The sequence below is a fragment of the Ureibacillus endophyticus genome (assembly GCF_024159215.1).
GTDB lineage: Bacteria > Bacillota > Bacilli > Bacillales_A > Planococcaceae > Ureibacillus > Ureibacillus endophyticus.
Genome location: NZ_JAMYWW010000001.1, coordinates 344,881 through 367,093, shown reverse-complemented (window position 1 = coordinate 367,093; position 22,213 = coordinate 344,881). Strand labels below are relative to the sequence as shown.

Here is a 22,213-nt window from a genome sequence, read left to right as displayed (position 1 = left end):
AAGGTAAATTATCTAGTACTCATGAAAGGTGAAGATTTATGCTTGAAGTTAGCGATAGTAAATTATTAAAATATATAGTTCACCATGTAAGTGATGCACTCATCTTAGGGGAAGAGGAATTCGCCCATCCAGAAGTATTGCTTGAAGCTGCATTCACTCAATTAGCCTTTAACAAAATTGATTTGGACCAGCAATACGAATTTTTCCACGAATCTGATATTGGTTTAAACGAAATATATACATATGTAAAATCGATTTTTGAAAATGAAACTAGTTTCCTAGAACAATCAAAAAATATTGCAAAACATTTATATAGTGCTTCTCAACATCCGAATATAAAAGGCGGTGAATTGTTTGTTGGTCTTTTCGATCAATGTATCTGGAACAACAAAAGTAAAAAAGCAATTTCTATCGTCAAAATTGATGAAAAAGAAATATTTTTAGATGTGAAGAATGATCAGAACAAAATGGTGGTAAACGGCATCGATGGAATCAATGTAAAGAAGATTAATAATATGGCGGTTATTATAGATATGGGTGCAGATGAGCCCCCTGCTATCTTTATTAAAACGAAGAGAAAAGAAGATGTCGTTTACTGGCAAGAACGTTTCTTAAAAGTGAAAGTTGCCGATGAACACTATCATAAAACAAACTTAGCATTAACTGAATGTAAAAAATATATTTTAAAAGAGGCAAGCTTTACAAATACTGAGAAACTAGGTTTGTTAAACAAAACCCTTGATTATTTCAGAAATGAAGAAGAATTTCAGGTGAATAACTATATCGATTCTGTATTTACCCAAGCAGATGCAGTTCAGAAAGATGTTATCATCAATACCGTAAAACCATACGAGACGATTATCTCTGATAGTGCTATTGAAAAAGCGGAAAAACAATATAAAAGAAAAATTAAACTAGATTCTCATATTGAAATACAAGTGAATGTACGAGATATTGAGCAAGTGGATGATTTAATTGAAGTTGGTTATGATGAATCTACAAATCGAAAATATTATAAAATTTACTTCCAAGAAGAAGAATAATCTTAAAGTCCTGCATTTGCAGGGCTTTTTTTCATTCAAACTTCACAATTAACTTATATAATGCCCTTATGAATAGTTTTTCCATAATTGGTTGAACTTAATATTAAAAACGATTAGGAGATTATTGGTTATGAAAAAAATATTGTTCTTTAGCTTTATATTTTTACTCACATTTATAGGGAATGCATTTGCTCACACTGGATTAGAAACCTCCTCACCTCAACAAGGAAAAGTCGTTGAAGAAGAGCTTAAACAAATACAACTAACTTTTGAAACAAAAATTGAACAAGGCAGTACTTTCACACTTCAAAACTCGAGTGGTGAAACGATTCCTGTTGATAACATCTCAGTTGTAGAGCGACAATTGGTTGGTGATATCCCAACCCCATTACAAAATGGTGATTACAAAATAAATTGGAACATTATCGGTGCGGATGGTCATTTAATCGAGGGGGAAATTTCTTTTTCTGTAAATGTGCCTGAGGAAGAGACAACTGTAGAAGAAACAACTGAGGTAGAGCAAGCTGTGGAAGAAAATGAAGCAACAACCGTGATTGATGCAAACAACGAAGAACCAGAGCAAGAAAAATCTAATAATAGCATTTTGATTATTGCAGTTGTATTAATTGTCATTATTATTGGTAGTTTCTTGTTCATGAGAAGAAAAAAATAATGTATGTTTTTATTAATTATTAGTCAAGTATTCTTATACCTATGCCTTTCAATCACATTTGGTTGTTTTTTACTTTCTCTTATTCCTAAAAATTATCGACCTGATATTACTGCTCCAAAAAGGATCTTGTTATTAAGTATTATAGGAATTCCAATTTCTTCATTTATACCAGTTTTGCAAATCATTCTTTATTTAATTCCTACTAGTGGATTTTATGAATCGTTTCAAAATGTAGTATTCACTTTTGAAATAGGAAAAGCGTGGCTGTTTGTTTTTACTTTATCTACTATTTTATTCATTTTTGTTCTTTTAATAGATTATCGTAAAGAAGCGTTATATGGATTTTTTGGCATTGTCCTTATCTGCCTTTCGATTGTCGGTGTTGGTTGGTCAAGTCATGCTAGTTCAATTGATTCAACATGGGGATTTATTAGTGATACTACTCATTTAACCGCTGTCTGTTTATGGATTGGCATTCTAATCGTGGTTAGCTGGTTTTCTAAAGATTCATCGAATTGGTTAGCCTTCTTAAAATGGTTTACGCCCGTAGCCATTCTTTGTTTTATCGTTACAGGGATTAGTGGACTTATTTTGATGAGTTTTGTCGTGGATGATTATGTAACTTCTTGGATGATTCCATATGGTCAGGCACTATTAATAAAGCATCTGTTCATTGTTCCTCTACTATTTTACGCCTTCCTAAATGGTATCATTATTAGACGCGAAATGAAGAAGAATATCGATTTCGACCCACGCCCTTGGGCAAAAGTTGAAAGTATTATTATATTATTTATTTTTTCTGAAACTGCAGTACTCGGCGAACAGTCACCTCCCAAAGAGACAGTGATTAGCTCCGATACTGTATCGAAACTGTTTACCATGTTCTCCAAGGTGCCAGTTCAAGAATCTTTGCATCTATCAATAAACTTAAATAGTATTATGTTTATTATTTTGGCTGTGCTTTTTTTAGCTATGACAATCTTATCTTTTATTAGGAAAGCCCCCGTTTTATTATCTTTATTGATGAGCGTTCTACTTGTGGTTTGCTTATATCTTTCGTTTATGTTGAGTGTTGGTTAATCGCGATTGAATGTATTACTACTGAGTGACCTTCATCCGGCTTATGAAGGTCACTTCCTTCACTTTTTCACGGAGTTTTGTCCTTCATCCGGCTTATGAAGGTCACTTCCTTCATTTTTTCACGGAGTTTTGTCCTTCATCCGGCTTACGAACGTCACTTCCTTCATTTTTTCACTGGAATTTGGACTTCATCATTTCTAGGAAGGCACTTTTCAGAGCTTTTCTCTCAATAAAAAACAACTAACTCAATAATAAAAGGCAAAGTATAAGCTTCTACTTTGCCTTAATCATTATAACTTCACCAATATTCTTCCTCTTGCTTGTGCTTTTAGTAGTGTTGGTAAAACTTCTGGGAGTTGTTGTAGCGTTACTTCTTGTTGAACAAATTGCTCGAGATTTAACAATTTACTTATGTCTGCAATACGCTTCCAAACTTTCAAGCGGCTCTCCATATCGCAATATACAGAATCGATTCCTAATAAATTAACGCCTCTTAAAATAAATGGGAACACTGTTGTAGGTACATTCGTCCCAGCTGTTAATCCACTCACAGCTACAGAACCACTGTATTGAATTTGACTTAATAATGCTGCTAAAGGCTCTCCCCCAACAGGATCTACGGCAGCCGCCCATTTTTGTTTACCTAGAGCTCTTATTTTTCCATCCAAAACCTCTTCACGAGAAACAATGGAAGATGCACCTAGTTCTTTCAAATAATCCTGCTCTGATAGTTTTCCTGTACTCGCTTCGACCTCGTAACCAAGCTTAGCGAGAAGTGCGACCGCTATACTCCCTACACCTCCAGTTGCTCCTGTTACAAGGACTTTTCCTTTGTCAGGTGAGATACCATTGTCTTCTAAACGTTGTACAGAAAGAGCTGCAGTAAAACCAGCCGTTCCAAAGATCATTGCATCTCTTAATGTAAGTCCTTCAGGTAATGGAACTACCCACTTAGATGGAATTCGAGCAAATTGGCTATATCCGCCAAAATGAGTAACCCCAATCTCATAGCTAGTTGCAATGACTTCATCCCCCTCTTTAAATCGTGGGTCTTCTGAAGAAACAACTACACCAGCTAAATCAATTCCCGGAACAAATGGATAAGTTTTCACAATGTTCCCATTCGGAATCGTAGCAAGACTATCTTTATAATTTATACCAGAATATTTAACTTCTATTAGGACTTCTCCTTCTGGTAAATCTTCAAATGTTAACTTTTGAACTTCTACAGAAAATTGTTCATCCTGTTTATTTACTACAAGTGCATCAAATGTTGACATGGTAAAGCCCCTTTCAGAACGATGATTATTAATAAATTCCACAAAGAATTGTATTATCCTTCTATGTAAACAAGGCTAGTCCGACAAACCAGATCACTGGAATAAAGAGTGCAGGTAACATATTTAATGATTTCGTTTCTTTTATCCCTAAAATCGCTAACCCCGAACTTAAGATTAAAATGCCGCCAACAATTGAAACTTCTGTCATCAGTGCATCAGTTAAAAATGGTTCAATGTATTGGGCACTTAAATAAATTGAGGTTTGCCATATAAATAACACAACTGCTGCAAAGGCTATTCCAAACCCGTATGTTGCAGCTAAAGCCATCGATGTGACCAAATCTAATGTAGCGTTTGTAAATAAATATGTATGGTTATTATTTAACGCACTTTCAACTGGACCTAAAATTGATAATGTTCCAATGCAAAAAAGTAATATCGCAGTTGATAGCCCCTTACTTAAATTCGACTTCGAAAAGCGATTAACAAGATTGTTAAACTTTGCATCAACGTCAATCACCGTACCAACTAACCCGCCAATCGCTAAGCTAACAATAAATAATACAGGATAGATACTATTGGACATATTTTGTACAACTGCATTTACTCCAAGTGCCACTGCAGCGAAACCCATTGCAGTAAATAAAGCCGATTGATATTCATCTTTAATTCCCTTTTTTAAAATACTCCCTACAGCACTCCCAATTAGTATCGCTAAAGTATTGATAATTGTGCCGATCATAATTTCCCCTCACAGTTCTATTTATCTAACTATATTTTACAGTCACACTTTACTTTATTAAAGTGTAAAAAAGGAGTTGTCTGAAAAGTCATTTGATATGCTCCCAATTAGGTAGATAGATGAAATAAAAAAATCATCTTACCTTATTGGGGGCATTTTGTATGGGATTTTTTAAGTATCCTAAAGAAGTGATGTTATCAATCATCCGTTTATATATGGCGGGAAATCATTCTTTTGAACAGCTAGGAGCGCAATTTAAAATTCATAAAAGTACCATTAAAGAATGGTGTTTAAAATTTGAAGTTTTTGGAGAATGCGTATTTGATGATCGTTTTCCACAACGTCAATATACAAAGGAACAGAAACTGCTCGCAGTCAATGATTATTTAACTGGTGACTATTCCTTGTATGAATTGATGATGAAACACCAGATTTCCGGCAGAACGATTTTAATGAAGTGGGTAAAAAAGTATACTGGTCATAGAGAATTAAAAGATTCAGGTAAAGGAATGAGCCAAACTATGACCAAAGGACGCAAAACTGTAGAAGAAAAAATTCAAATCGCACAAGAATGTTTAATGAACGGAAAGAATTATCAAGAAATCGCAACGAAGTACCAAGTTTCTTATCAACAGGTGTATCAATGGGTGAAAAAATATGAAGTTTCTGGTGAACATGCTTTAGAGGACCGACGTGGACGAAAAAAATCAGAAGAAGAACGAACAGAATCAGAGAAATTACAACTAAAAATTAAACAAATAGAACGTGAAAATGAACGGTTACGTGCGGAGAATTTATTACTAAAAAAGTTAGAGGAGCTGGAGAGGAGGCATCGTTAACACAATATCGATCACAACAATGTTATGAAGCCATTGAAGCGGTTCATCAAGAAGAACAAATATCGATTGTCTTATTGTGTGAGGTTGCCGAAATTAAGCGTGCCGCCTTTTATAAATGGAGAAACCGTAAACCATCTAAGCGACAATTAGAGAATGAAGAATTATTAGAATCGATTCGCCTTCTACATAGCCAAGTGAATGGTATTTATGGCTATCGCCGCATAACTCTTACATTGAATCGAGAAAGAACTATTAACAATCAACCAGTAGTAAATGAGAAGCGTATTTATCGATTAATGCGTTTATTTGGTATACAGGCGGTTATTCGTCGTAAGCGGAAAAGATATAAAAAGTCTCCTGCAGACCATGTGGCAGAAAACATTTTAAATCGAGAATTTAAGGCGGAAAAGCCAAATCAAAAATGGTGTACAGATGTCACAGAATTCAAATACGGGGACGGACAAAAAGCATATTTAAGCGCCATCCTTGATTTATATGATGGTTCAATTGTCGACATCACTATTGGAAAATCGAACAATAATCCACTTGTATTTCAAAATGTAAAAGCAGCTATTCGACAGTTAAATCCAGGTGAAGCACCGTTAATACATAGTGATCGAGGTTATCAATATACATCAAGGAAATTTAAAACCATTTTAGAAACAGCTAAAATGAGCCATAGTATGTCACGTGTGGGACATTGTATCGATAATAGTCCGATTGAAAGCTTCTGGGGCAAGTTGAAATGTGAAATGTATTATTTAAAAAAGTTTAAAACGTATAACGAATTAAAAAAAGCAATTGAAGTTTACATAGATTTTTATAACAATAAACGTTACCAAAAAAGATTAAACGGCTTAAGTCCTTTAGAATTTAGGTCTCAAGCCGCTTAAATCATTTTTATTATTTACACTGTCTACTTGACGGGGAGCAGTTCAAAGTCATTTTGAGACAACTCCTTTGCGACGAGGATAGTGGAAATTTATTTCGACCACCGCAGGAACAATAATTCATAAGAGATATTTATCAAGAAAGAAAAGAGGTGTCCAAAAAATTATTACTTTTTTGACACCTCCATTAGTTTATCCGAAAAATAAATCAAGAATATTTGAACCTGTAGAAGATTGCTTATTATAGAACTCTGAATAGCCACAATTTTTACAGTAGACAACTACAAATTGATTATGTTGAATATCAAACATTTTAGACAACCCCGTTCCTGTCATCGCCACTTCTTTCGTTGCTGCATCTTTGCTACCGCACTTCACGCACCCTTTTTCATTCATATGAGATCCTCCCATTTATGTTGTTAATACATATACGATTGAGTACTAAGAAGGTTTCGGGATTATTGTTTGGCGGATAAATTAAAATTTTTGGCGGAAAAAGCCCGAAAGTTGGCGGATATTTTGCCTAGTTTGGCGGAATTAATCACAACTTTGGCGGATTTCGAATCACACCTATAAAAAACGCTTCTACCTAAGTAGAAACGCTAGCGTAGCTTTTTACCTAATATCACTAAATCACGTTTTACACCATCTAATGTTGCAACTTCAGGAAGGTGTGCCCATTTTTCGAATCCAAAGCTGTTAAATAAGCGGATACTAGGTTCATTGTGAGCAAAGATAAATCCAAGTAACGTGTCTACTTCACACTTTGGAGCTTCTTTGATTACTTTTGCCAATACCGTTTTTCCAAGACCATGCCCTCTATATTTTTCATCGAGATAAATACTAATTTCAACCGTAGCATTATAAGCGGGTCTTCCGTAGAAAGATTGAAGGCTAACCCAACCACAAATCTTTCCATCTGTCTCTACTACCCATAATGGGCGTTTAGCCGGTGAATGTTCATGGAACCATTTCAGCCGATCTTCCACTGTAACGGGTTCTGTATCTGCAGTGACCATGCGACTCGCAATCGTTGTATTATAAATCGCTACAATCGTTGGTAAATCTTCAAGGGTTGCATCTCTAAACGTAATTTCTAGGGACATACAAACACACACCTTTAGTAAATTTTATTCCATGTTATATCTTATTACATGAAATTACAACAAAGGATCCTTGTTTTCATCAAATTTAGGGAAAATAGTTGGGTGTAGAATACTAGCAATCTTCGCCAACCCTATTAATAATTTTGGAGAAGGTCTACAAAACAAATGCTCTTCTAAAATATGAAGTTGCATCTGTTCTGTCCCGCCACGCTTCACAATCACTTTAGGATTCACTTTTTCTTTCTGTACCCCTACCCACACTACACAGATTACTTCAGGATTTCTACTTTTCACGTCTTCCCAATCTGTTTTTACACTTGAAACAGGCACATCATCAAAAACATTCCGCCCACCAGCAAGGGTACTAATTTCAGTTAACCAGTTTTCAGCACCTGGCGTAAAAATCGGTTTTGCCCACCATTCCCAGTAAATCTTTGTAGGCTCTGAAATTTGCTTAGATAAACCTCGATATTTTTCAAGAAAAGTATTATACTTATCAACTAATTCCTTTGCTCTGTCAGTAGTATTTGTCACTTCTCCAACAAATAGAAGGCTTTCACCTACTTCTTTCAACGTCTTTGGATTAGGCACTATCACATAAGGAAGTTTTCTTTTTTCCAACTCCTCAATATTTCGTTCCATTCCAGGTACTGTAAGAGACGCTAATACAATGTCAGGCTGCAACTGTTCTACCTTATCCATATCAATCTCTAAGTCTGGACCTACTCTTGGCAACGAGTTCACAACTTCTGGCCAATCTGAGTAGTTATCTACACCGACTAGATTATTTTTCAAACCTAAGTATCCAACTAACTCTGTGTTACTTGGACAAATGGATATGATTCGCATAGTACTCCTCCATCAATTTTTTAATCCGATCTAATTGAATATTTTCACGTACAACTTCAGCTAATAAATCGAAGCCTTCCTCTTTTTTCCGCTCAAAAGACGCTCGATTTTCGATTGGTTCTAACCCTTTTGTCACTCTTAATTCATTCAACACAACTTCACGGAAAAGATCGTTATGGAATATACCATGGAAGTAAGTGCCGATAATCTTTTTATCTAAAGTAATAATCCCTTCACTTCTATCCTTTAAATGAATTAGATGATTCCAATCCTCTTCTAAGTAAGTTTCGCCCATATGAATTTCATACCCTTCTACAGAAATTCTCACATCTCCAAAATGGGCAATTCCTTTAGAAAGTACCGTTGTTTTATTTAGCGTCATCGTTGTTTTCATTGGAACTAAACCGAGACCATGGATTTCCTTAAGTGATGATTCTACTTCATAAGGATCGGTAATTTGATCCCCTAACATTTGATACCCACCACAAATGCCGAAAATCATTTTATCTTTCTTGTAGACTAAATCTAAAATTCTATTGGCAAGGCCCGTATTATGCAAAAACAACATGTCTTCAATTGTATTTTTACTACCAGGTAAGATAATTAAATCTGGTTCTCCAAGTTCTTCAATGTTTTTGACAAAACGAACATGACAATCTGTTTCCTCAAAAAGCGGATCAATATCTGTAAAGTTTGATATGAATGGAAGCCTTATTACTGCAATATCGATATCTTTTGTTGAATTTTGTACAGAGGAATATTTACTTAAAACGACCGAATCTTCTGCTTCAATTAGTAAGTTATGAATATAAGGGACGACACCTAACACAGGTATTCCTGTATATTCTTCAAACCAATCCAATCCAGGCTGAAGTAGTGATACATCGCCTCTAAATTTATTGATGATTACACCAATTACCCGTTTTTTATCTTCCGGCGTAAGTAATTGCAACGTGCCTACTAAACTTGCAAAAACGCCACCCTTTTCAATGTCTCCCACTAAAATTACAGGGGCATTTGCAATTTGAGCAACTCGCATATTGACTAGCTCTCGATCATTTAAGTTCACTTCTGCAGGGCTTCCGGCACCCTCGATAATGATTCGCTCAAAACCCTCTACTAATCTGTTGTAAGATTCAGAAATTAACTTATAGCCTTCTTCAAAAAAATTTTGACGGTATTCGCCAGCTTTCATATTACGGTATGGCTTTCCATGAACAACAATTTGCGATTGGTATTCACCAGTTGGTTTGATTAAGATTGGATTCATATCAGTTGTTGCAACAATTCCAGCTGCCTCAGCTTGTACACCTTGAGCACGACCAATTTCTTTCCCATCCACCGTTATATAGGAATTTAAAGCCATATTTTGAGATTTAAAAGGTGCTGTTTTATAACCGTCTTGCTTAAAAATTCGGCACAACGCCGTAACAATGGCACTTTTCCCTGCATCTGAATGAGTTCCTTGAATCATTAAAGGAATGGCTCTCTCCATTTAAAATTCAATTCCTTTCACTGCAGGAATACCCTCATTATAATAGTGCTTTTCCGGTTCGATGATCGATACCAGATCTGCAATATCTTTTATCTCTTGTTTTGCATCTCTTCCTGTAATGACTAAGTGCACGTGGGATGGTTTATTTTTAATGACTTCTAGTACTTCTTTAAGTGGGATACAATCATCAATAGGGAATGAATTGATTGCTAACGCATTATTTAATTCATCTAAAATGACTAAATCATATTCTCCGCTCATTACGGTATCACGAGCAATTGGCCACGCTTTTTTTAATGCTTCACGATGTTCCTCAGGTGTTTTTGTCCAAGTAAATCCGATGCCAAGTTGAACCACTTCTACTCCTAGCTTTTGTAACGCAATTTTCTCACCATAAGTGCGCTCTGGAGATTTGATAAATTGATAGATTTTTACTTTTAAGCCTCTCCCTGTTGCACGCAAAGCTAGTCCTAAAGCAGAAGTTGTTTTCCCTTTGCCATCGCCTGTATAAACTAGTGTGAGTCCCTTTTTCATGTAGTAATCTCTCCTTTACGTTCTAAACATTTATTAATCCAGTTGTCCACCATCTCCGGGCAAGATGCAAAATGAAAATGGGTATACCCCGCTACTAGATTATGTGTTAAATATCCCTCTTTTTTTACTCCTCGCATACCCTTTGTTTCGTAGGCGAATGTTGGTTCTTCTGTTGGTTGATACGTTGAATAGTGAAATTCATGTCCTTTTGCTTTTAAGTTATCTAATAGGAAGTTTGAATTTTGTCCAGTTATTTCTCTATAGCCTAGTGCTGTAAGTCTTGTTTGCATTTGCACTGCACCTGGAATAACTCCGACCATTTCAAATTTATTGTTGTCTGTCGTTTCAATGGATTCTGTTAAATACATAAAGCCACCACATTCAGCAAGGGTTGGCATACCACTCTCAATCGCTTGTTTTACCGAGTCTTTTACCTGTTCATTATTTGCAAGAGTATCTGCAAACTCTTCTGGAAATCCCCCACCAATATACAAACCATCAGCATCTTGTGGTACTTCTTCATTGGCAAGTGGTGAGAAATAAGTAATTTCAGCACCTTTTGATTTCAACATTTCTAGGTTCTCAGGATAGTAGAAATTAAAAGCTGCATCTTTTGCCACTGCTATTTTTACGATTGGCTCTTTTTGCTCATTAAATAGTGAATCATTTGCCACATTTAAGAGGTTCGCTACAGAAATTTCAAGTAATCGATCAATATCTATCGTTTCTGAAACGAGGGAACTTAATTGTTCAAAAAAGCCGTCAAGTTCGCCTCTTTCCAGCGATGGAATTAACCCAAGATGCCTTTCTGGAATTTCAATATCTAGTTCTCTTTTCAAATAGCCAATCACCGGAATTCCACATTCTTGTTCTATCGCCTTTTTAACAAGTTGATAGTGACCTTCACTTCCCACTTTATTGGCAATAACCCCAACGATGTTTGACCCTTCAGCAAATAATTGAAATCCCTTCACAATTGCTGCCGCGCTTCTAGCCATACTTGCACAATTAACCACAAGTAGGACTGGACTTTGCGTTATCATACTAATTTCAGCAGTGCTACCTTCATTGGTCTCGGGATTTTTCCCATCATAAAAGCCCATAACCCCTTCAATTACTGAAATATCTGCACCCTTAGTTCCATGATGAAAAATATCTAACACTCTATCTTTCATTAACATCCAACTATCTAAATTACGAGATACTCGACCCGTTACAGCAGTATGATAGGAAGGATCGATATAATCTGGACCGCACTTAAATCCCTGAACAACTAGCCCACGCTTTTTTAAGGCAGCCATCAATCCAATTGTTAAGGTAGTCTTCCCTACACCACTTCCGGTACCTGCTATTACTATTCTTCGTTGTGTCAATGATTTCACCCCACCTCTAAACGCAACTTCATACCCGTTGCTTTAGTTATTGCACTATAGATAAATTCTCTAATTTCTTGAGCAGTTATTTTTCTTCCTTGTTGTGTTACCGCAAGGAGCTGTGTATCTAACGAATTTGAATCTAAGCATTTTACAGCATGCATCTTCCCTTCAGTTAATGCCATAAAACCATTGATAAGTTCACCGTCTGAAAAATGACCATCTAAAAAGAGCAATATTTTATATGAGCCCTTTTCCATACCTACTACTGCCATCATTTGTGAATTTTCCGTTATCATGATATTTTCTGTTGGAACGATGCAAGCTTGCTTGTCATTTGATATTCCGTGTTTCTCCGTATTATCAGTAAAATAGAAATGCTTAAACCATTGGATTCCTTCACCAAATGCTCCATTAGACATTGTTCTAAGCGGTTTTGAAAATTGTATATGTGTTACGTTTTCATTCTTTTTTATTTCATAGGAGTCTTTGAAACTTATATTCTCTATATCTTTTGAGTACTCTGGCGTCATTAACAGTTGAGGCTTAGGTACAGTTGGATGTGATTGAGCATTCACCTTCACTTGGTACACATCCTGTAATTGTTCCGCTTTCCGTAATAACTCCACATCACCCACTTCTTTAAGGGTTCCATTATGCAATAAGGCAAATCTATCTGCATAAAGTGCTGCCACATTCAAATCATGCAGTATTGAAAAGATCGTTAATCCTTTTGTTTTTTGGCGTTCTTTCAGTAAATCTAAAAGTTGAAATGTATGTTTAATATCTAAGTGATTAGTTGGTTCGTCTAAAAGTAAAACTTCTGGTTCTTGGGCTAGAGCTTTTGCTAGTAAAACTCGTTGCTTTTCACCGCCACTCAGTTTTTTAAATTGTGTTTTTCTGAAATGACTAATCTTTGTAATATCCATCATTTCTTCAATAATACGTTGGTCATCTTTTGAAAGACTTTTTAATAATCCCTTTTGGTGTGGATAACGACCAAGACTAATAATCTCCTCTACCGTATAATCAAAAGATACTTGAACTTCTTGTGTAAGAACGGCTACCTTTTTTGCTTTTTCAATTTTTGAGTATGAGGAGATTTCTTTATCGGATAATAAAACATTACCACTTTGGATTGGCAATTGCCCTGTAATCATTTTGAAAAGAGTTGTTTTTCCACTACCGTTTGGACCAAGTAGAGCAAAAAACTCACCTCTATGAATTTCTAAATTAATTCCTGTCAGTACAGGAGCATTTGAATATCCACCTACTAAGTTCTCAATTTTTATCATCCTCTTCTCCCCCTTTTTTCTCGAATTAATAAAAATGCAAAAACAGGTGCGCCAATTAAGGCAGTAACGACACCAATTGGAAGTTCTGTTGGTGCAATTATTGTCCTAGACAGTAAATCTGCTAAAATTAGAAAGCTACCACCAGTTATTAAGGATAACGGCAATACATGGCGATGATTTGGTCCAATTATAAGACGTACTAAGTGAGGAACAACAAGTCCAACAAATCCAATTGACCCAGAAACAGCTACTGCTGAGCCGGTCAATAAAGACGCACCTACTAATATAAAAGCTTTTCCTCTTTTTACATTCACACCAATATGATCGGCAGTTTCCTCCCCAAGAGCTAACGCATTTAGTTCACGATAATGATAAAATAAAATAATCGATCCAATTATCATGAATGGAATAATGAGTTGAACGTATTCCCACCCTCTCATACCGACACTTCCATATAACCAATAAATAATTTGTGTCATAACATCTCTGTCACCTAATGAAATAATGAGGGAAACAAGTGCACCAATAAAGGAGCTAACAATAATACCGGCTAAGATAATCGTTTCAATTGCCAAACTTCTACTACTTAATTGCACTAACCCAAATACAACAAGTAGAGTAGTTAAACCACTTACGATGGCAACTACTGGCAGTGTAAAACTACCTAAACCAATAATAGATACTTGGAAAAACAAAACAAGAACCGCGCCAAGTGAGGACCCGGATGAAACTCCAATGGTATAAGGATCTGCTAATGGGTTACGTAATAGCCCCTGGAAAGCTGCCCCTGCTAGTGCTAAAGAAGCACCAACACAAAAAGCAAGAACGACACGGGGCAAACGGATATTCCAAATAATCATTTCTTCATTTTTCGGAATAACTTGTAGCCAACCCATACCCAATGTTTTTTCTGAAATGATATGTAAAATTGTTGCTATTGGTACTGTCACACTACTTAAAAATAAGCCAAGAAGGCCCGTACAAAGTAGGAGCCCTCCGCTAAAAATGTATAACCAAATTGTTTTATTGTTTAAAAATTTCCGGATAGATAAGTTTTGCAAGTGTCTCGACTCCTTCAATTAAACGAGGACCAGGTCTTGTAACCGTATCGTTATCAACGTCAAATACCTCTCCGTTTTTTACAGCAGGTACTTCCGCCCATCCTTCCCGCGCAAGCACTTGTTCACTTGGATTGTCAATATAGTATCCATACGTTGTAATAATGGCATCTGGATTTAATTTAACGATTTCCTCTTCGTTTAATTTCACCCAACCTTCTTGGTCTTCGGCAACATTTGTTGCTTGAATTGACTCAAGCATTTCGTGCATAAATGTATTTTTACCTGTTGTAAAAATATCTGGAGCTGGTGAAACTTCTACCCAAACACGTTTTTTCTCTTTCACTGAAGCTATTGCCTTATCTTTGATTGCTTGGTGACGATCTTTCATGTCCGTAATAATTTCTTCTGCTTTATCACTTGTACCCGTAGCAGTACCAATCATTTTAATTTTCTCGTAAACATCATCAAATGAACTTGCACTTCCAACTACGATGACTTTAATTCCTGCATCTTCAAATTGTTGCAATACTTTTGGATGGGTATTGTAGTGATAATCTGTTACAAGCGCCATATCTGGCATTAAACTTAAAACAAGCTCTGCATTAATATCTTGTCCACCAACTTTTTGAATGTTGGCTGTTTCAGCTGGATAGTTACAATAATCTGATACACCAATAATTTTATCTCCAAGCCCTAATGCAAAGGCAATTTCTGTATTACTTGTTTGAATGGAAACAATTGATTCAGGTGCTTTTTCAATCGTTATTTCCCTATTTGCATCATCTGTTATCGTTACTGGGAACACATTTCCCGATTTCTCATTAGCTTCTTCAGTTGCGTTTGTATCCGCGTCATCTTGTGTGTTAGTATCGTCCGTACCACACCCTGCAAGTAACCCAATACTTAACAGTAGAAACGCGGTGAACAGTCCCAACTTTTTGAAAATCTCTTTCATTTCAAATTCCTCCTTCTACGTTAGAACAATAAAAAAAACGCCATCCCTCTTGGAAAGCGTTTTGTAAAAAGGCAGTTTATGTAGAAGTATATAACCAAAAATTAAGTTCGGTTACCTGCGCTTTAAACATTCCTTTCCTCGAGGAAGTTTAAACTACATAATAGGCAGGTCTCCTGACTTACGAATCAACAGTCGGTTACTCCTTCCCATGTTATAAAACACAGTGGATATTGCGTAACCTTCCTACTCGCTTACAGTGGCGGGACCGTGTTGGATTTACACCAACTTCCCTCTTAGTCTTAAATCATTCTTAATCGAATATTTAAGAAACCTATATGTATCGTATTCATTTTTGTTCTAAAGTGAAGTATAGTTGATAGCGACGTATTTGTAAATGTCAGAAAAAATTTACTTCCAAGTTATTTTTCCCTTTCCTCCAACCATTCTTTATATTCATGTTCGAGGTATTCATCCGTTTTTACAACTGTCCATTGGTCGCTTTTCTTTTGCAAATTAACTTCTATCAAGTATTCCCCACCTGCTTCATCGAAGTCTTTTTTCACATAGGAAATGCTACCATGTACTAGTATAATTACTTCTTGCTCGTTAATCCTTTTAACTTTAATTGGTTCGTAGCTTTCAATACTATAGTTAGCATCTATAACATCATCCATCGAATCAATTTCGTCTTTTTCGATATTAATTCCCGTCTTCTGATCGATATTATTTTTTAAATCCGGATATCTATCCCAAAGCAAGTTTACGTCGTGATTTAATACAGCTTGTGTTCTATAGTACATATATTCTCGAATCGACTTTACATATGTAGTGTATTCTGATGTCTCTGGTTCAACGAATTCTTCTTTTCCTAAATTTGACTTTAAATCTTCTGGAAGTGAAATAGGATCTGAACACCCACATAAGAAAACTACTAGACTGCTAACGGCTAAAAGTTTTTTCATATTCGATACCTCACATTCCCTCTTAATATCTCTATTAATGTAATTGCCAGATTTGGTATTAGTTTCAAATATATCTTTTTTTCATTTTACTATAACATGTTTACGGAACGGTATTCTATCCACCTCCGTCTAACTGATAAAAACAAAAATGAGGAATTAAAAATGCATGCTAAATTAATACATTTAAAATCCCCCACCATCCAGGAAGTGAACCATGCGACAAAGGAAGAACAACTGGAATGGTTAATGGAACAGTATGGGGACTTAGTAATGAGACTGGCCTTTACGTATGTAAAAGAAAAACAAATTGCAGAAGATATTTCGCAGGAAGTATTTATAAGTTGTTACAAGCACCTTCAAAATTTCGAACAACGATCCACTTATAAAACATGGATTTATCGGATTACGGTTAATAAGTGCAAAGATTATTTAAAAAGCTGGTCTTACCGAAATATTTATTATCGGGATAAACTTCAATCATTTTTTAAAGGTAGTAGTCATTCATCGGAGTCAAAATTTTTAGTAAGTGAAGAAAATGAAGAATTGTTTCAAAAAGTACTCGCACTTCCAACAAAGTTAAGGGAGTCCATAATTCTTTATTACTATGAAGGTTTTTCCATCGATGAGATTGCAGAACTTTTAGCTATTAAAAGCAACACTGTGAAAACAAGACTCCACCGCGCAAGAGCTACTTTAAAAGTAACGTTAGAGGAGGAAATCATCGATGAAAAATAAATGGAACTATCCAGAGCAAAACGATCTTAAATTTGAGCAGAAGCATAAAGAATATGTATTTAAAAAAGTTGGAGAAATCCATGAAACTAGTAAAAAAAGTCACCACACGTTTGTTAAAAGAATGACCTTAGCTGCAACAATCACCTTTGCAATGGTTGCACTACTTATTGCTTCAACTTATGTTTCACCTGCAATGGCTAAGGTTGTTAGTAATATCCCTTATATTTCAGAATTTATTAATAAACAAGAACGTACCATTGCTTTAAATGATACCGTATATAATGTGATGAATAAACATAACTACCAACTACTAGATCTTCAAATTAACGGGAAGAAGATTTCCATTACGTTAATTGGCACAGATCAAGAAATTCAAGTAATTAAAAACGAAGTAGTGTCAAATGTAGATACTGCCCTACAAGAAAAAAATCTCGGTCACTTTTCAATCGATGTAAAAGCTGGTGAAGTAACTCCATGGCCAGAAGATGACCCTGAAACAGTTCAAATGGAGAAAGCTAGTGAAGCTTTACACGATGAGATTATGGCACTTCTAGATGAAAATCATTTTGAACCTGCTTTCCCAATTGAAGCCCGCGTCAATAATGTACAGAATTTTATTTATGTCGCTGTCCCGAATACGGAATCTAAAGAAAGAATGGAACAATTAAAGGAGTTATTAAAAACAGCTTCTTCAAAATATGGCGATGATTTTAAAATGCGAATCACACAAATTGATATGAAGGCACGAGAACAGGAATTACGTTGGGGAGGAAATATTCACGCTATCGGTAGCGCATTAATGGAAAATAAGGATTTCAATGTGACCGGCTTTTCGTATTCCTTCCATCCTTATCCTCTAATGATAAAACTAAAAACATCAATAAAATCAACAGATCCAAATGTTGATGAACTTGTTGAAAGAATTGAAAATGAAATCACTCAATTTCTTAAAAATGATGAAAGAACGAAAGATATTCGAAACGACCCTTACGATTTAATTATTATGAGTAAGGATAAAAAGAGACTTAATTAAAAATAATCGCGGCTTACGATTGTAGGCCGCGATTTTAATTTAGATTTAACTCACTCCAGCAATTGTAAAATCCATTTTTTTATATCTACTATACGGAGAGTATTTGGCTTAGAATCTATTCCAGTAATAATAAGTGGTACAAGGGAATCTACTTTGTGCAATGAACCGTGAGCTCCCCCACCTGCATGATCATAACTGTGATTTTCAATGAATTCATAATTAGGTAAAGCATCCACAATAATATAGCGTCCTTTGTGGGAATGGAGTGCCCCGTTTAGTCTTGCAAGTGCATCTGGGTAATCGTTATATTGTATTTTTCCATTTTGAACTGATAAATCCAAAATGGATGTGTCCCCTTTTATGTCCCAATTTTGATTATATTCGTCTTTTAAAGAACCATTTGAAGAAAATACCATCTCTTCTTTATGAGGTGCTGTTACGACGTTTTGTGTACCTTCCTTCCAAGAGATAAAACCAATACGTTCATCCTGCTTCAAAATATTTACAACTTCTCTATAATCAATTTGTTCATCTTTCAAATAGATATAGGCCATTCGTTCATTTACGGCAATAACTATTTGACCATTTTTATTGTCCCGTTCCCAAAATGAATATTTGCTAAGTAGTTTATTTAAATCAATTAATGACTTATCCTTATCCTTTTTCACATAAGATTGACCACTATCTCCAACAATAATCCAAGTTACTTTCTCTATTGCCTCTTCCCAAGTCGGAAAAGAATTAAGCATCTCTTGCAATGATTCATCCAATTTTTCAATGGCTTTCAGGTTGTCAGGTCCCTTACTGTGTATGCGTGCATCTGCATCAGGAAAATAAGCTAAAGTAAAAGGTGGTAGTTGGTTCTGTTTTAATAAAAATTTGAACTCATTAATCGTAAAGTCGTTACTAACTCCCATCTTGTCCCAAGCAAATTTTTGAAAGTTATTATTTGGACTTAATTGTGATAAAACGCCAAAGGATAGAATATCTGGCCCTTTAACTTTCACATCCTTTGGCAATAGTGCCATTGTTGATATTAGTGCAGGAACATTGAGTTTATGCTCATCCCTTCCCCGATATATCACACCATTAATTGAGGCTGATTGTATCGAACGCTTTGCTAAATCTTCATAGATTGTGGTAGTTTCAGAATTCAGATGTTCATTATTCAATCGAATCACACTATCTTGAACGACATTACGAACTCCAGTATTCCAAATTTCACCAGGTCCACTCCCATAACTAACGATTCGATTTGCATCTTCGTTAAACCAAATTAGCCCTGGTATATTATGTTCATCAGCAAAAGTACCTGTTAATAATGAACTATCAATAGTTACGGACATCGTCGGATAAGAACTAACTATATTTGGAATGAATTCACCATTTTCAATTAAATATTTAAATGCTGGAGCTTTCCCCTGTGCTATCACTTTTTGAAGAGGTTTACTCATTAAAGAATCTACCGCAATAATAATAATCGGTTTTTTATCTGAGGTAATTTGGATATCAGAAATATCACGAGTCTTTGAGATGGATAAAGCCATTACAAAACCTATCAGTACAATCAACAATGCACCGATGATTAATAAAATTTTCCGCACCATTGTTTCACCTAAATTCCAATTTATTAAACAATAGTATGTATATTGAATGCTTTTATCATGTATAAAAAAGCGCCTCTACCATGTTGTAGAGCGCTTCATTACATATCTTTTAATTTTTCACGATTAAATATACCGAAATATAAAATACTAAAACCAACGACTTCTAAAAAAACAAACCCATAAATCATGATGGTCATTCCCGCAAACCCATCACCGACACTGATTCCAAATAATATACCCGCAACCCACGACAAAAGCGGTGCAATGATAATAATCGTTGCAATTCCCCAGATAAGGAACTTCCTTTTATTAGTTTTTCCACGACTTAAAAAAATTGCAGAAATAATGGCTAATACTAAAACAATAATAGCGGCTGGCATATGGTCTCCCCTTACTTTTCCCATTGAAAACAATTTAATTACTAAAGCCAATCATACAATAACTACCCCTTAATAAAAAGAATACGGATTTGACCCTCACCTACATCCAACTCTCTAAAGAATCAGGAATACATTTCCCTGTATTTTCTGAATTTTAACGCTTCGTTAAAAATACTATTTTTTTCTGCAAAATCCCTACATTTCCTTATTATTACTTTACTAATTGTGTTAATATACATAATGGTTTTCTATATCAAATGTTAATTTAAAGAAGGAGAATAAAAGACAAGTATGTTTAAAAAACTTAATCATATTAAAACCAAATTAATCCTAACATTTTCATTCTTTCTTATTATTCCAACGATAGCTGTAGGGGTTTTCGGTTACTTAAAAGCTGAAAAAGAAGTTACAAAAGCAATAACCGATAATATTGATGCAAACCTTAACTTACTAAACAGTTCTATTGATCAAACAATCAATTCTAGCATTTTTGATATTGAAACATTCTCAAAAGAAATTACTACTGCTTCCTATCAAGGTGAAAGCACTACGGAGCTACGTAAAGAACTCGCACAGTACTCAAAGTTGCATCCTGAAATTTTTAGTATCTATGTTGGAACTAGTGAAGGTGATTTTATAGAAGAACCGATTATTACTGATACTTCAGATTATGACCCAAGAATAAGAGATTGGTATAAAGAGTCCGTTGAAAATAATGGACAAATTATTATTTCAGAGCCCTATCCAGATATAACGACTGGGGATATGGTTGTAACCATTTCAAAAACTACCGCTGATGGAGAAGGTGTGGTAGGACTTGATCTTAATATTAAACATCTTCAGGATTTAATTGAAAATGTTCAAATCGGTGAAAGTGGCCACGCTTTACTTATCGATAAAAGCCAAACCTTTATTGCTCATCCAACCGAAGAACCAGCCGCTCCAGCTGAAGAAGAATATTATAAAAAAATGTTTGAAGCAAATGAAGGTGCCTTTGACTTTGTTCAAGATAACGAAAAGAAATATATGAGTTTCCATACAAATGAATTAACAGGATGGAAAATTGGCGGAACTTTAGTTTACTCAGAAATAAAGCAAGCAGCTGCTCCTATTTTACATAACATGATAATTATCATTGTTATTGCACTTATATTAGGTGGTTGCACGATGTACTTTGTTATCAGATCGATTATTAAACCACTAAAAGTCTTAAAAGAAAAAGCTATTACTGTAAGTAAAGGTGATTTAACGGAACAAATCCAAATCAAAACTAATGATGAAATTGGTCATTTAGCAACAGCTTTCAACGAGATGCAAAATAGTCTACGAGTACTTGTCCAACAAGTCGAGATGAGTGCTGAGGAAGTAGCTGCTTCATCTGAACAACTATCTGCGATTTCAGAGGAGACAACAGCTGCTAGTCAACAAGTAGCTTCTTCTATTCAAGAGGTAGCAAGTAATGTTGAAAAACAAGCATACGGTGCGAAACAAAGTTCTGAACTGTTAAACGACTTTTTACACAATACTGTAGAAATTTCTAATTCTTCTTCCGTTGTAACAAAATTATCCTATAATACATTGTTACAAGCTGAAGAAGGTGAAAAAGTAGTAGAAAACAATGTTGAACAAATGAATTCTATTCATGAATCTGTTACTGAATCCAATAAAATGATGGAATCCTTATATGAAAGTACAAAAAAAGTAAGCTCCATTTTAGCAGTAATAACTGAAATTGCAGAACAAACAAATCTACTTTCATTAAATGCTGCAATTGAAGCAGCCCGTGCTGGAGAGCATGGAAAAGGATTTTCAGTTGTTGCTGATGAGGTTAGAAAACTCGCAGAACAATCACAAAAATCGGTACAAGAAATAAATACAATCGTACACACAATTCAAAACGACACAGAAAACACCGTACAAACAATGTTAAAAGTCAATAATGATGTTCAAGCTGGTGTTCAAATTTCTCAAGAGACAATCCAGAAATTTAATGAAATCATTAAAAGTACAAAAGAAATAACACCACAAATGGAGGAAATTTCAGCAACGGCAAAACAACTTGCAGAGAATATTCAAATCAATGCAACCATTGCTAGTGATGCAGCAGACATGGCACAAAAATCTGCATCCATTACGGAGGAAATTGCTGCTTCTTCAGAAGAACAATTGGCTGCAATGGAAAACGTTTCTTCCTCAGCGCAATCACTCACAACTTTAGCTGAAGCTCTAAAAAGCAATCTATCTAAATTCAAATATTAAAAAGAACTAATATGGAGGTGTC

Annotated in this window: 21 protein-coding genes and 1 riboswitch; of the genes, 7 read left to right on the top strand and 14 right to left on the bottom strand. The window is 35.2% G+C overall.

Features of this window, described 5'->3' with window-relative positions:
- The first annotated feature begins 38 nt into the window (after positions 1-38).
- From NKR20_RS01805 to NKR20_RS01795, 3 genes are all read left to right on the top strand, one after another.
- Positions 39-1,043, top strand: coding sequence for a nucleoid-associated protein (locus NKR20_RS01805; protein ID WP_253423094.1), 1,005 nt, complete (start codon positions 39-41; stop codon positions 1,041-1,043).
- 130 nt (positions 1,044-1,173) lie between these two features.
- Positions 1,174-1,716 (top strand): copper resistance CopC family protein, encoded by a 543-nt coding sequence (locus NKR20_RS01800; RefSeq protein ID WP_253423092.1) that lies wholly within the window; start codon positions 1,174-1,176, stop codon positions 1,714-1,716.
- Positions 1,717-1,719: 3 nt separating this feature from the next.
- Positions 1,720-2,796 (top strand): copper resistance D family protein, encoded by a 1,077-nt coding sequence (locus NKR20_RS01795; RefSeq protein WP_253423090.1) that lies wholly within the window; start codon positions 1,720-1,722, stop codon positions 2,794-2,796.
- A gap of 290 nt (positions 2,797-3,086) precedes the next feature.
- Here the strand turns inward: NKR20_RS01795 and NKR20_RS01790 are convergent, their stop codons facing one another.
- Positions 3,087-4,076 (bottom strand): NADPH:quinone oxidoreductase family protein, encoded by a 990-nt coding sequence (locus tag NKR20_RS01790; protein ID WP_253423088.1) that lies wholly within the window; start codon positions 4,074-4,076, stop codon positions 3,087-3,089.
- Between the two features lie 61 nt (positions 4,077-4,137).
- The gene (locus NKR20_RS01785; protein ID WP_253423085.1) at positions 4,138-4,818 is read right to left on the bottom strand and encodes a DUF554 domain-containing protein; all 681 of its coding nucleotides are present in this window, start codon (positions 4,816-4,818) and stop codon (positions 4,138-4,140) included.
- A 161-nt stretch (positions 4,819-4,979) separates the two neighbouring features.
- On the opposite strand from NKR20_RS01785, the gene NKR20_RS01780 reads away from it, so the two are divergent.
- A protein-coding gene (locus NKR20_RS01780) for an IS3 family transposase (RefSeq protein ID WP_419095282.1) occupies positions 4,980-6,550 on the top strand; the annotation gives its coding sequence in 2 pieces (ribosomal slippage) (positions 4,980-5,619 and positions 5,619-6,550; 1,572 coding nt in all).
- 189 nt (positions 6,551-6,739) lie between these two features.
- On the opposite strand, the gene NKR20_RS01775 is transcribed toward NKR20_RS01780, so the two are convergent.
- The 10 genes from NKR20_RS01775 to NKR20_RS01730 form a co-directional block, all read right to left on the bottom strand.
- Positions 6,740-6,943, bottom strand: a complete 204-nt coding sequence (locus tag NKR20_RS01775; RefSeq protein ID WP_121213562.1) for a zinc ribbon domain-containing protein — start codon at positions 6,941-6,943, stop codon at positions 6,740-6,742.
- Positions 6,944-7,149: 206 nt separating this feature from the next.
- On the bottom strand, positions 7,150-7,653 hold the full coding sequence (locus NKR20_RS01770) for a GNAT family N-acetyltransferase (RefSeq protein WP_121213561.1): 504 nt from the start codon (positions 7,651-7,653) through the stop codon (positions 7,150-7,152).
- A 54-nt stretch (positions 7,654-7,707) separates the two neighbouring features.
- Entirely contained in the window at positions 7,708-8,502 is a 795-nt protein-coding gene (locus NKR20_RS01765) for a cobalamin-binding protein (protein ID WP_253423084.1), read from the bottom strand.
- Positions 8,474-9,997, bottom strand: a complete 1,524-nt coding sequence (locus tag NKR20_RS01760; protein WP_253423082.1) for a cobyric acid synthase — start codon at positions 9,995-9,997, stop codon at positions 8,474-8,476. The genes NKR20_RS01765 and NKR20_RS01760 overlap by 29 nt, the downstream gene beginning before the upstream one ends.
- Positions 9,998-10,531, bottom strand: a complete 534-nt coding sequence (locus NKR20_RS01755) for a cob(I)yrinic acid a,c-diamide adenosyltransferase (protein WP_253423079.1) — start codon at positions 10,529-10,531, stop codon at positions 9,998-10,000.
- Entirely contained in the window at positions 10,528-11,904 is a 1,377-nt protein-coding gene (locus NKR20_RS01750; RefSeq protein WP_253423077.1) for a cobyrinic acid a,c-diamide synthase CobB, read from the bottom strand. The genes NKR20_RS01755 and NKR20_RS01750 overlap by 4 nt, the downstream gene beginning before the upstream one ends.
- A gap of 5 nt (positions 11,905-11,909) precedes the next feature.
- Entirely contained in the window at positions 11,910-13,199 is a 1,290-nt protein-coding gene (locus tag NKR20_RS01745; protein WP_121213553.1) for an ABC transporter ATP-binding protein, read from the bottom strand.
- On the bottom strand, positions 13,196-14,260 hold the full coding sequence (locus NKR20_RS01740) for a FecCD family ABC transporter permease (RefSeq protein WP_121213552.1): 1,065 nt from the start codon (positions 14,258-14,260) through the stop codon (positions 13,196-13,198). The genes NKR20_RS01745 and NKR20_RS01740 overlap by 4 nt, the downstream gene beginning before the upstream one ends.
- The gene (locus NKR20_RS01735) at positions 14,223-15,215 is read right to left on the bottom strand and encodes an ABC transporter substrate-binding protein (RefSeq protein ID WP_121213551.1); all 993 of its coding nucleotides are present in this window, start codon (positions 15,213-15,215) and stop codon (positions 14,223-14,225) included. The genes NKR20_RS01740 and NKR20_RS01735 overlap by 38 nt, the downstream gene beginning before the upstream one ends.
- A gap of 146 nt (positions 15,216-15,361) precedes the next feature.
- Positions 15,362-15,564: riboswitch (cobalamin riboswitch) on the bottom strand.
- 70 nt (positions 15,565-15,634) lie between these two features.
- On the bottom strand, positions 15,635-16,177 hold the full coding sequence (locus NKR20_RS01730; protein WP_121213549.1) for a hypothetical protein: 543 nt from the start codon (positions 16,175-16,177) through the stop codon (positions 15,635-15,637).
- A gap of 162 nt (positions 16,178-16,339) precedes the next feature.
- Between NKR20_RS01730 and NKR20_RS01725 the strand changes: the two genes are divergently transcribed.
- Positions 16,340-16,912, top strand: a complete 573-nt coding sequence (locus NKR20_RS01725; protein ID WP_253423076.1) for a sigma-70 family RNA polymerase sigma factor — start codon at positions 16,340-16,342, stop codon at positions 16,910-16,912.
- Complete coding sequence (locus NKR20_RS01720) at positions 16,902-17,945, top strand: DUF4030 domain-containing protein (RefSeq protein ID WP_253423074.1); 1,044 nt, start codon at positions 16,902-16,904, stop codon at positions 17,943-17,945. Before NKR20_RS01725 ends, NKR20_RS01720 begins: the two co-directional genes overlap by 11 nt.
- A 50-nt stretch (positions 17,946-17,995) precedes the next feature.
- Here the strand turns inward: NKR20_RS01720 and NKR20_RS01715 are convergent, their stop codons facing one another.
- Both NKR20_RS01715 and NKR20_RS01710 read right to left on the bottom strand, forming a co-directional pair.
- The gene (locus NKR20_RS01715) at positions 17,996-19,552 is read right to left on the bottom strand and encodes an alkaline phosphatase family protein (protein ID WP_253423072.1); all 1,557 of its coding nucleotides are present in this window, start codon (positions 19,550-19,552) and stop codon (positions 17,996-17,998) included.
- Positions 19,553-19,650: 98 nt separating this feature from the next.
- Entirely contained in the window at positions 19,651-19,983 is a 333-nt protein-coding gene (locus NKR20_RS01710; RefSeq protein ID WP_253423070.1) for a hypothetical protein, read from the bottom strand.
- Positions 19,984-20,223: 240 nt separating this feature from the next.
- On the opposite strand from NKR20_RS01710, the gene NKR20_RS01705 reads away from it, so the two are divergent.
- Complete coding sequence (locus tag NKR20_RS01705; RefSeq protein WP_253423068.1) at positions 20,224-22,191, top strand: methyl-accepting chemotaxis protein; 1,968 nt, start codon at positions 20,224-20,226, stop codon at positions 22,189-22,191.
- Positions 22,192-22,213: the final 22 nt, after the last annotated feature.

Bases quoted from the DNA above. Each gene is read 5' to 3' on its own strand.
- NKR20_RS01735 (WP_121213551.1), bottom strand. From the start codon at position 15,215: ATGAAAGAGATTTTCAAAAAGTTGGGACTGTTCACCGCGTTTCTACTG.
- NKR20_RS01775 (WP_121213562.1), bottom strand. From the start codon at position 6,943: ATGAATGAAAAAGGGTGCGTGAAGTGCGGTAGCAAAGATGCAGCAACG.
- NKR20_RS01795 (WP_253423090.1), top strand. From the start codon at position 1,720: ATGTTTTTATTAATTATTAGTCAAGTATTCTTATACCTATGCCTTTCA.
- NKR20_RS01705 (WP_253423068.1), top strand. From the start codon at position 20,224: ATGTTTAAAAAACTTAATCATATTAAAACCAAATTAATCCTAACATTT.
- NKR20_RS01760 (WP_253423082.1), bottom strand. From the start codon at position 9,997: ATGGAGAGAGCCATTCCTTTAATGATTCAAGGAACTCATTCAGATGCA.
- NKR20_RS01725 (WP_253423076.1), top strand. From the start codon at position 16,340: ATGCATGCTAAATTAATACATTTAAAATCCCCCACCATCCAGGAAGTG.
- NKR20_RS01790 (WP_253423088.1), bottom strand. From the start codon at position 4,076: ATGTCAACATTTGATGCACTTGTAGTAAATAAACAGGATGAACAATTT.
- NKR20_RS01755 (WP_253423079.1), bottom strand. From the start codon at position 10,531: ATGAAAAAGGGACTCACACTAGTTTATACAGGCGATGGCAAAGGGAAA.
- NKR20_RS01805 (WP_253423094.1), top strand. From the start codon at position 39: ATGCTTGAAGTTAGCGATAGTAAATTATTAAAATATATAGTTCACCAT.
- NKR20_RS01745 (WP_121213553.1), bottom strand. From the start codon at position 13,199: ATGATAAAAATTGAGAACTTAGTAGGTGGATATTCAAATGCTCCTGTA.
- NKR20_RS01770 (WP_121213561.1), bottom strand. From the start codon at position 7,653: ATGTCCCTAGAAATTACGTTTAGAGATGCAACCCTTGAAGATTTACCA.
- NKR20_RS01785 (WP_253423085.1), bottom strand. From the start codon at position 4,818: ATGATCGGCACAATTATCAATACTTTAGCGATACTAATTGGGAGTGCT.
- NKR20_RS01800 (WP_253423092.1), top strand. From the start codon at position 1,174: ATGAAAAAAATATTGTTCTTTAGCTTTATATTTTTACTCACATTTATA.
- NKR20_RS01720 (WP_253423074.1), top strand. From the start codon at position 16,902: ATGAAAAATAAATGGAACTATCCAGAGCAAAACGATCTTAAATTTGAG.
- NKR20_RS01765 (WP_253423084.1), bottom strand. From the start codon at position 8,502: ATGCGAATCATATCCATTTGTCCAAGTAACACAGAGTTAGTTGGATAC.
- NKR20_RS01730 (WP_121213549.1), bottom strand. From the start codon at position 16,177: ATGAAAAAACTTTTAGCCGTTAGCAGTCTAGTAGTTTTCTTATGTGGG.
- NKR20_RS01715 (WP_253423072.1), bottom strand. From the start codon at position 19,552: ATGGTGCGGAAAATTTTATTAATCATCGGTGCATTGTTGATTGTACTG.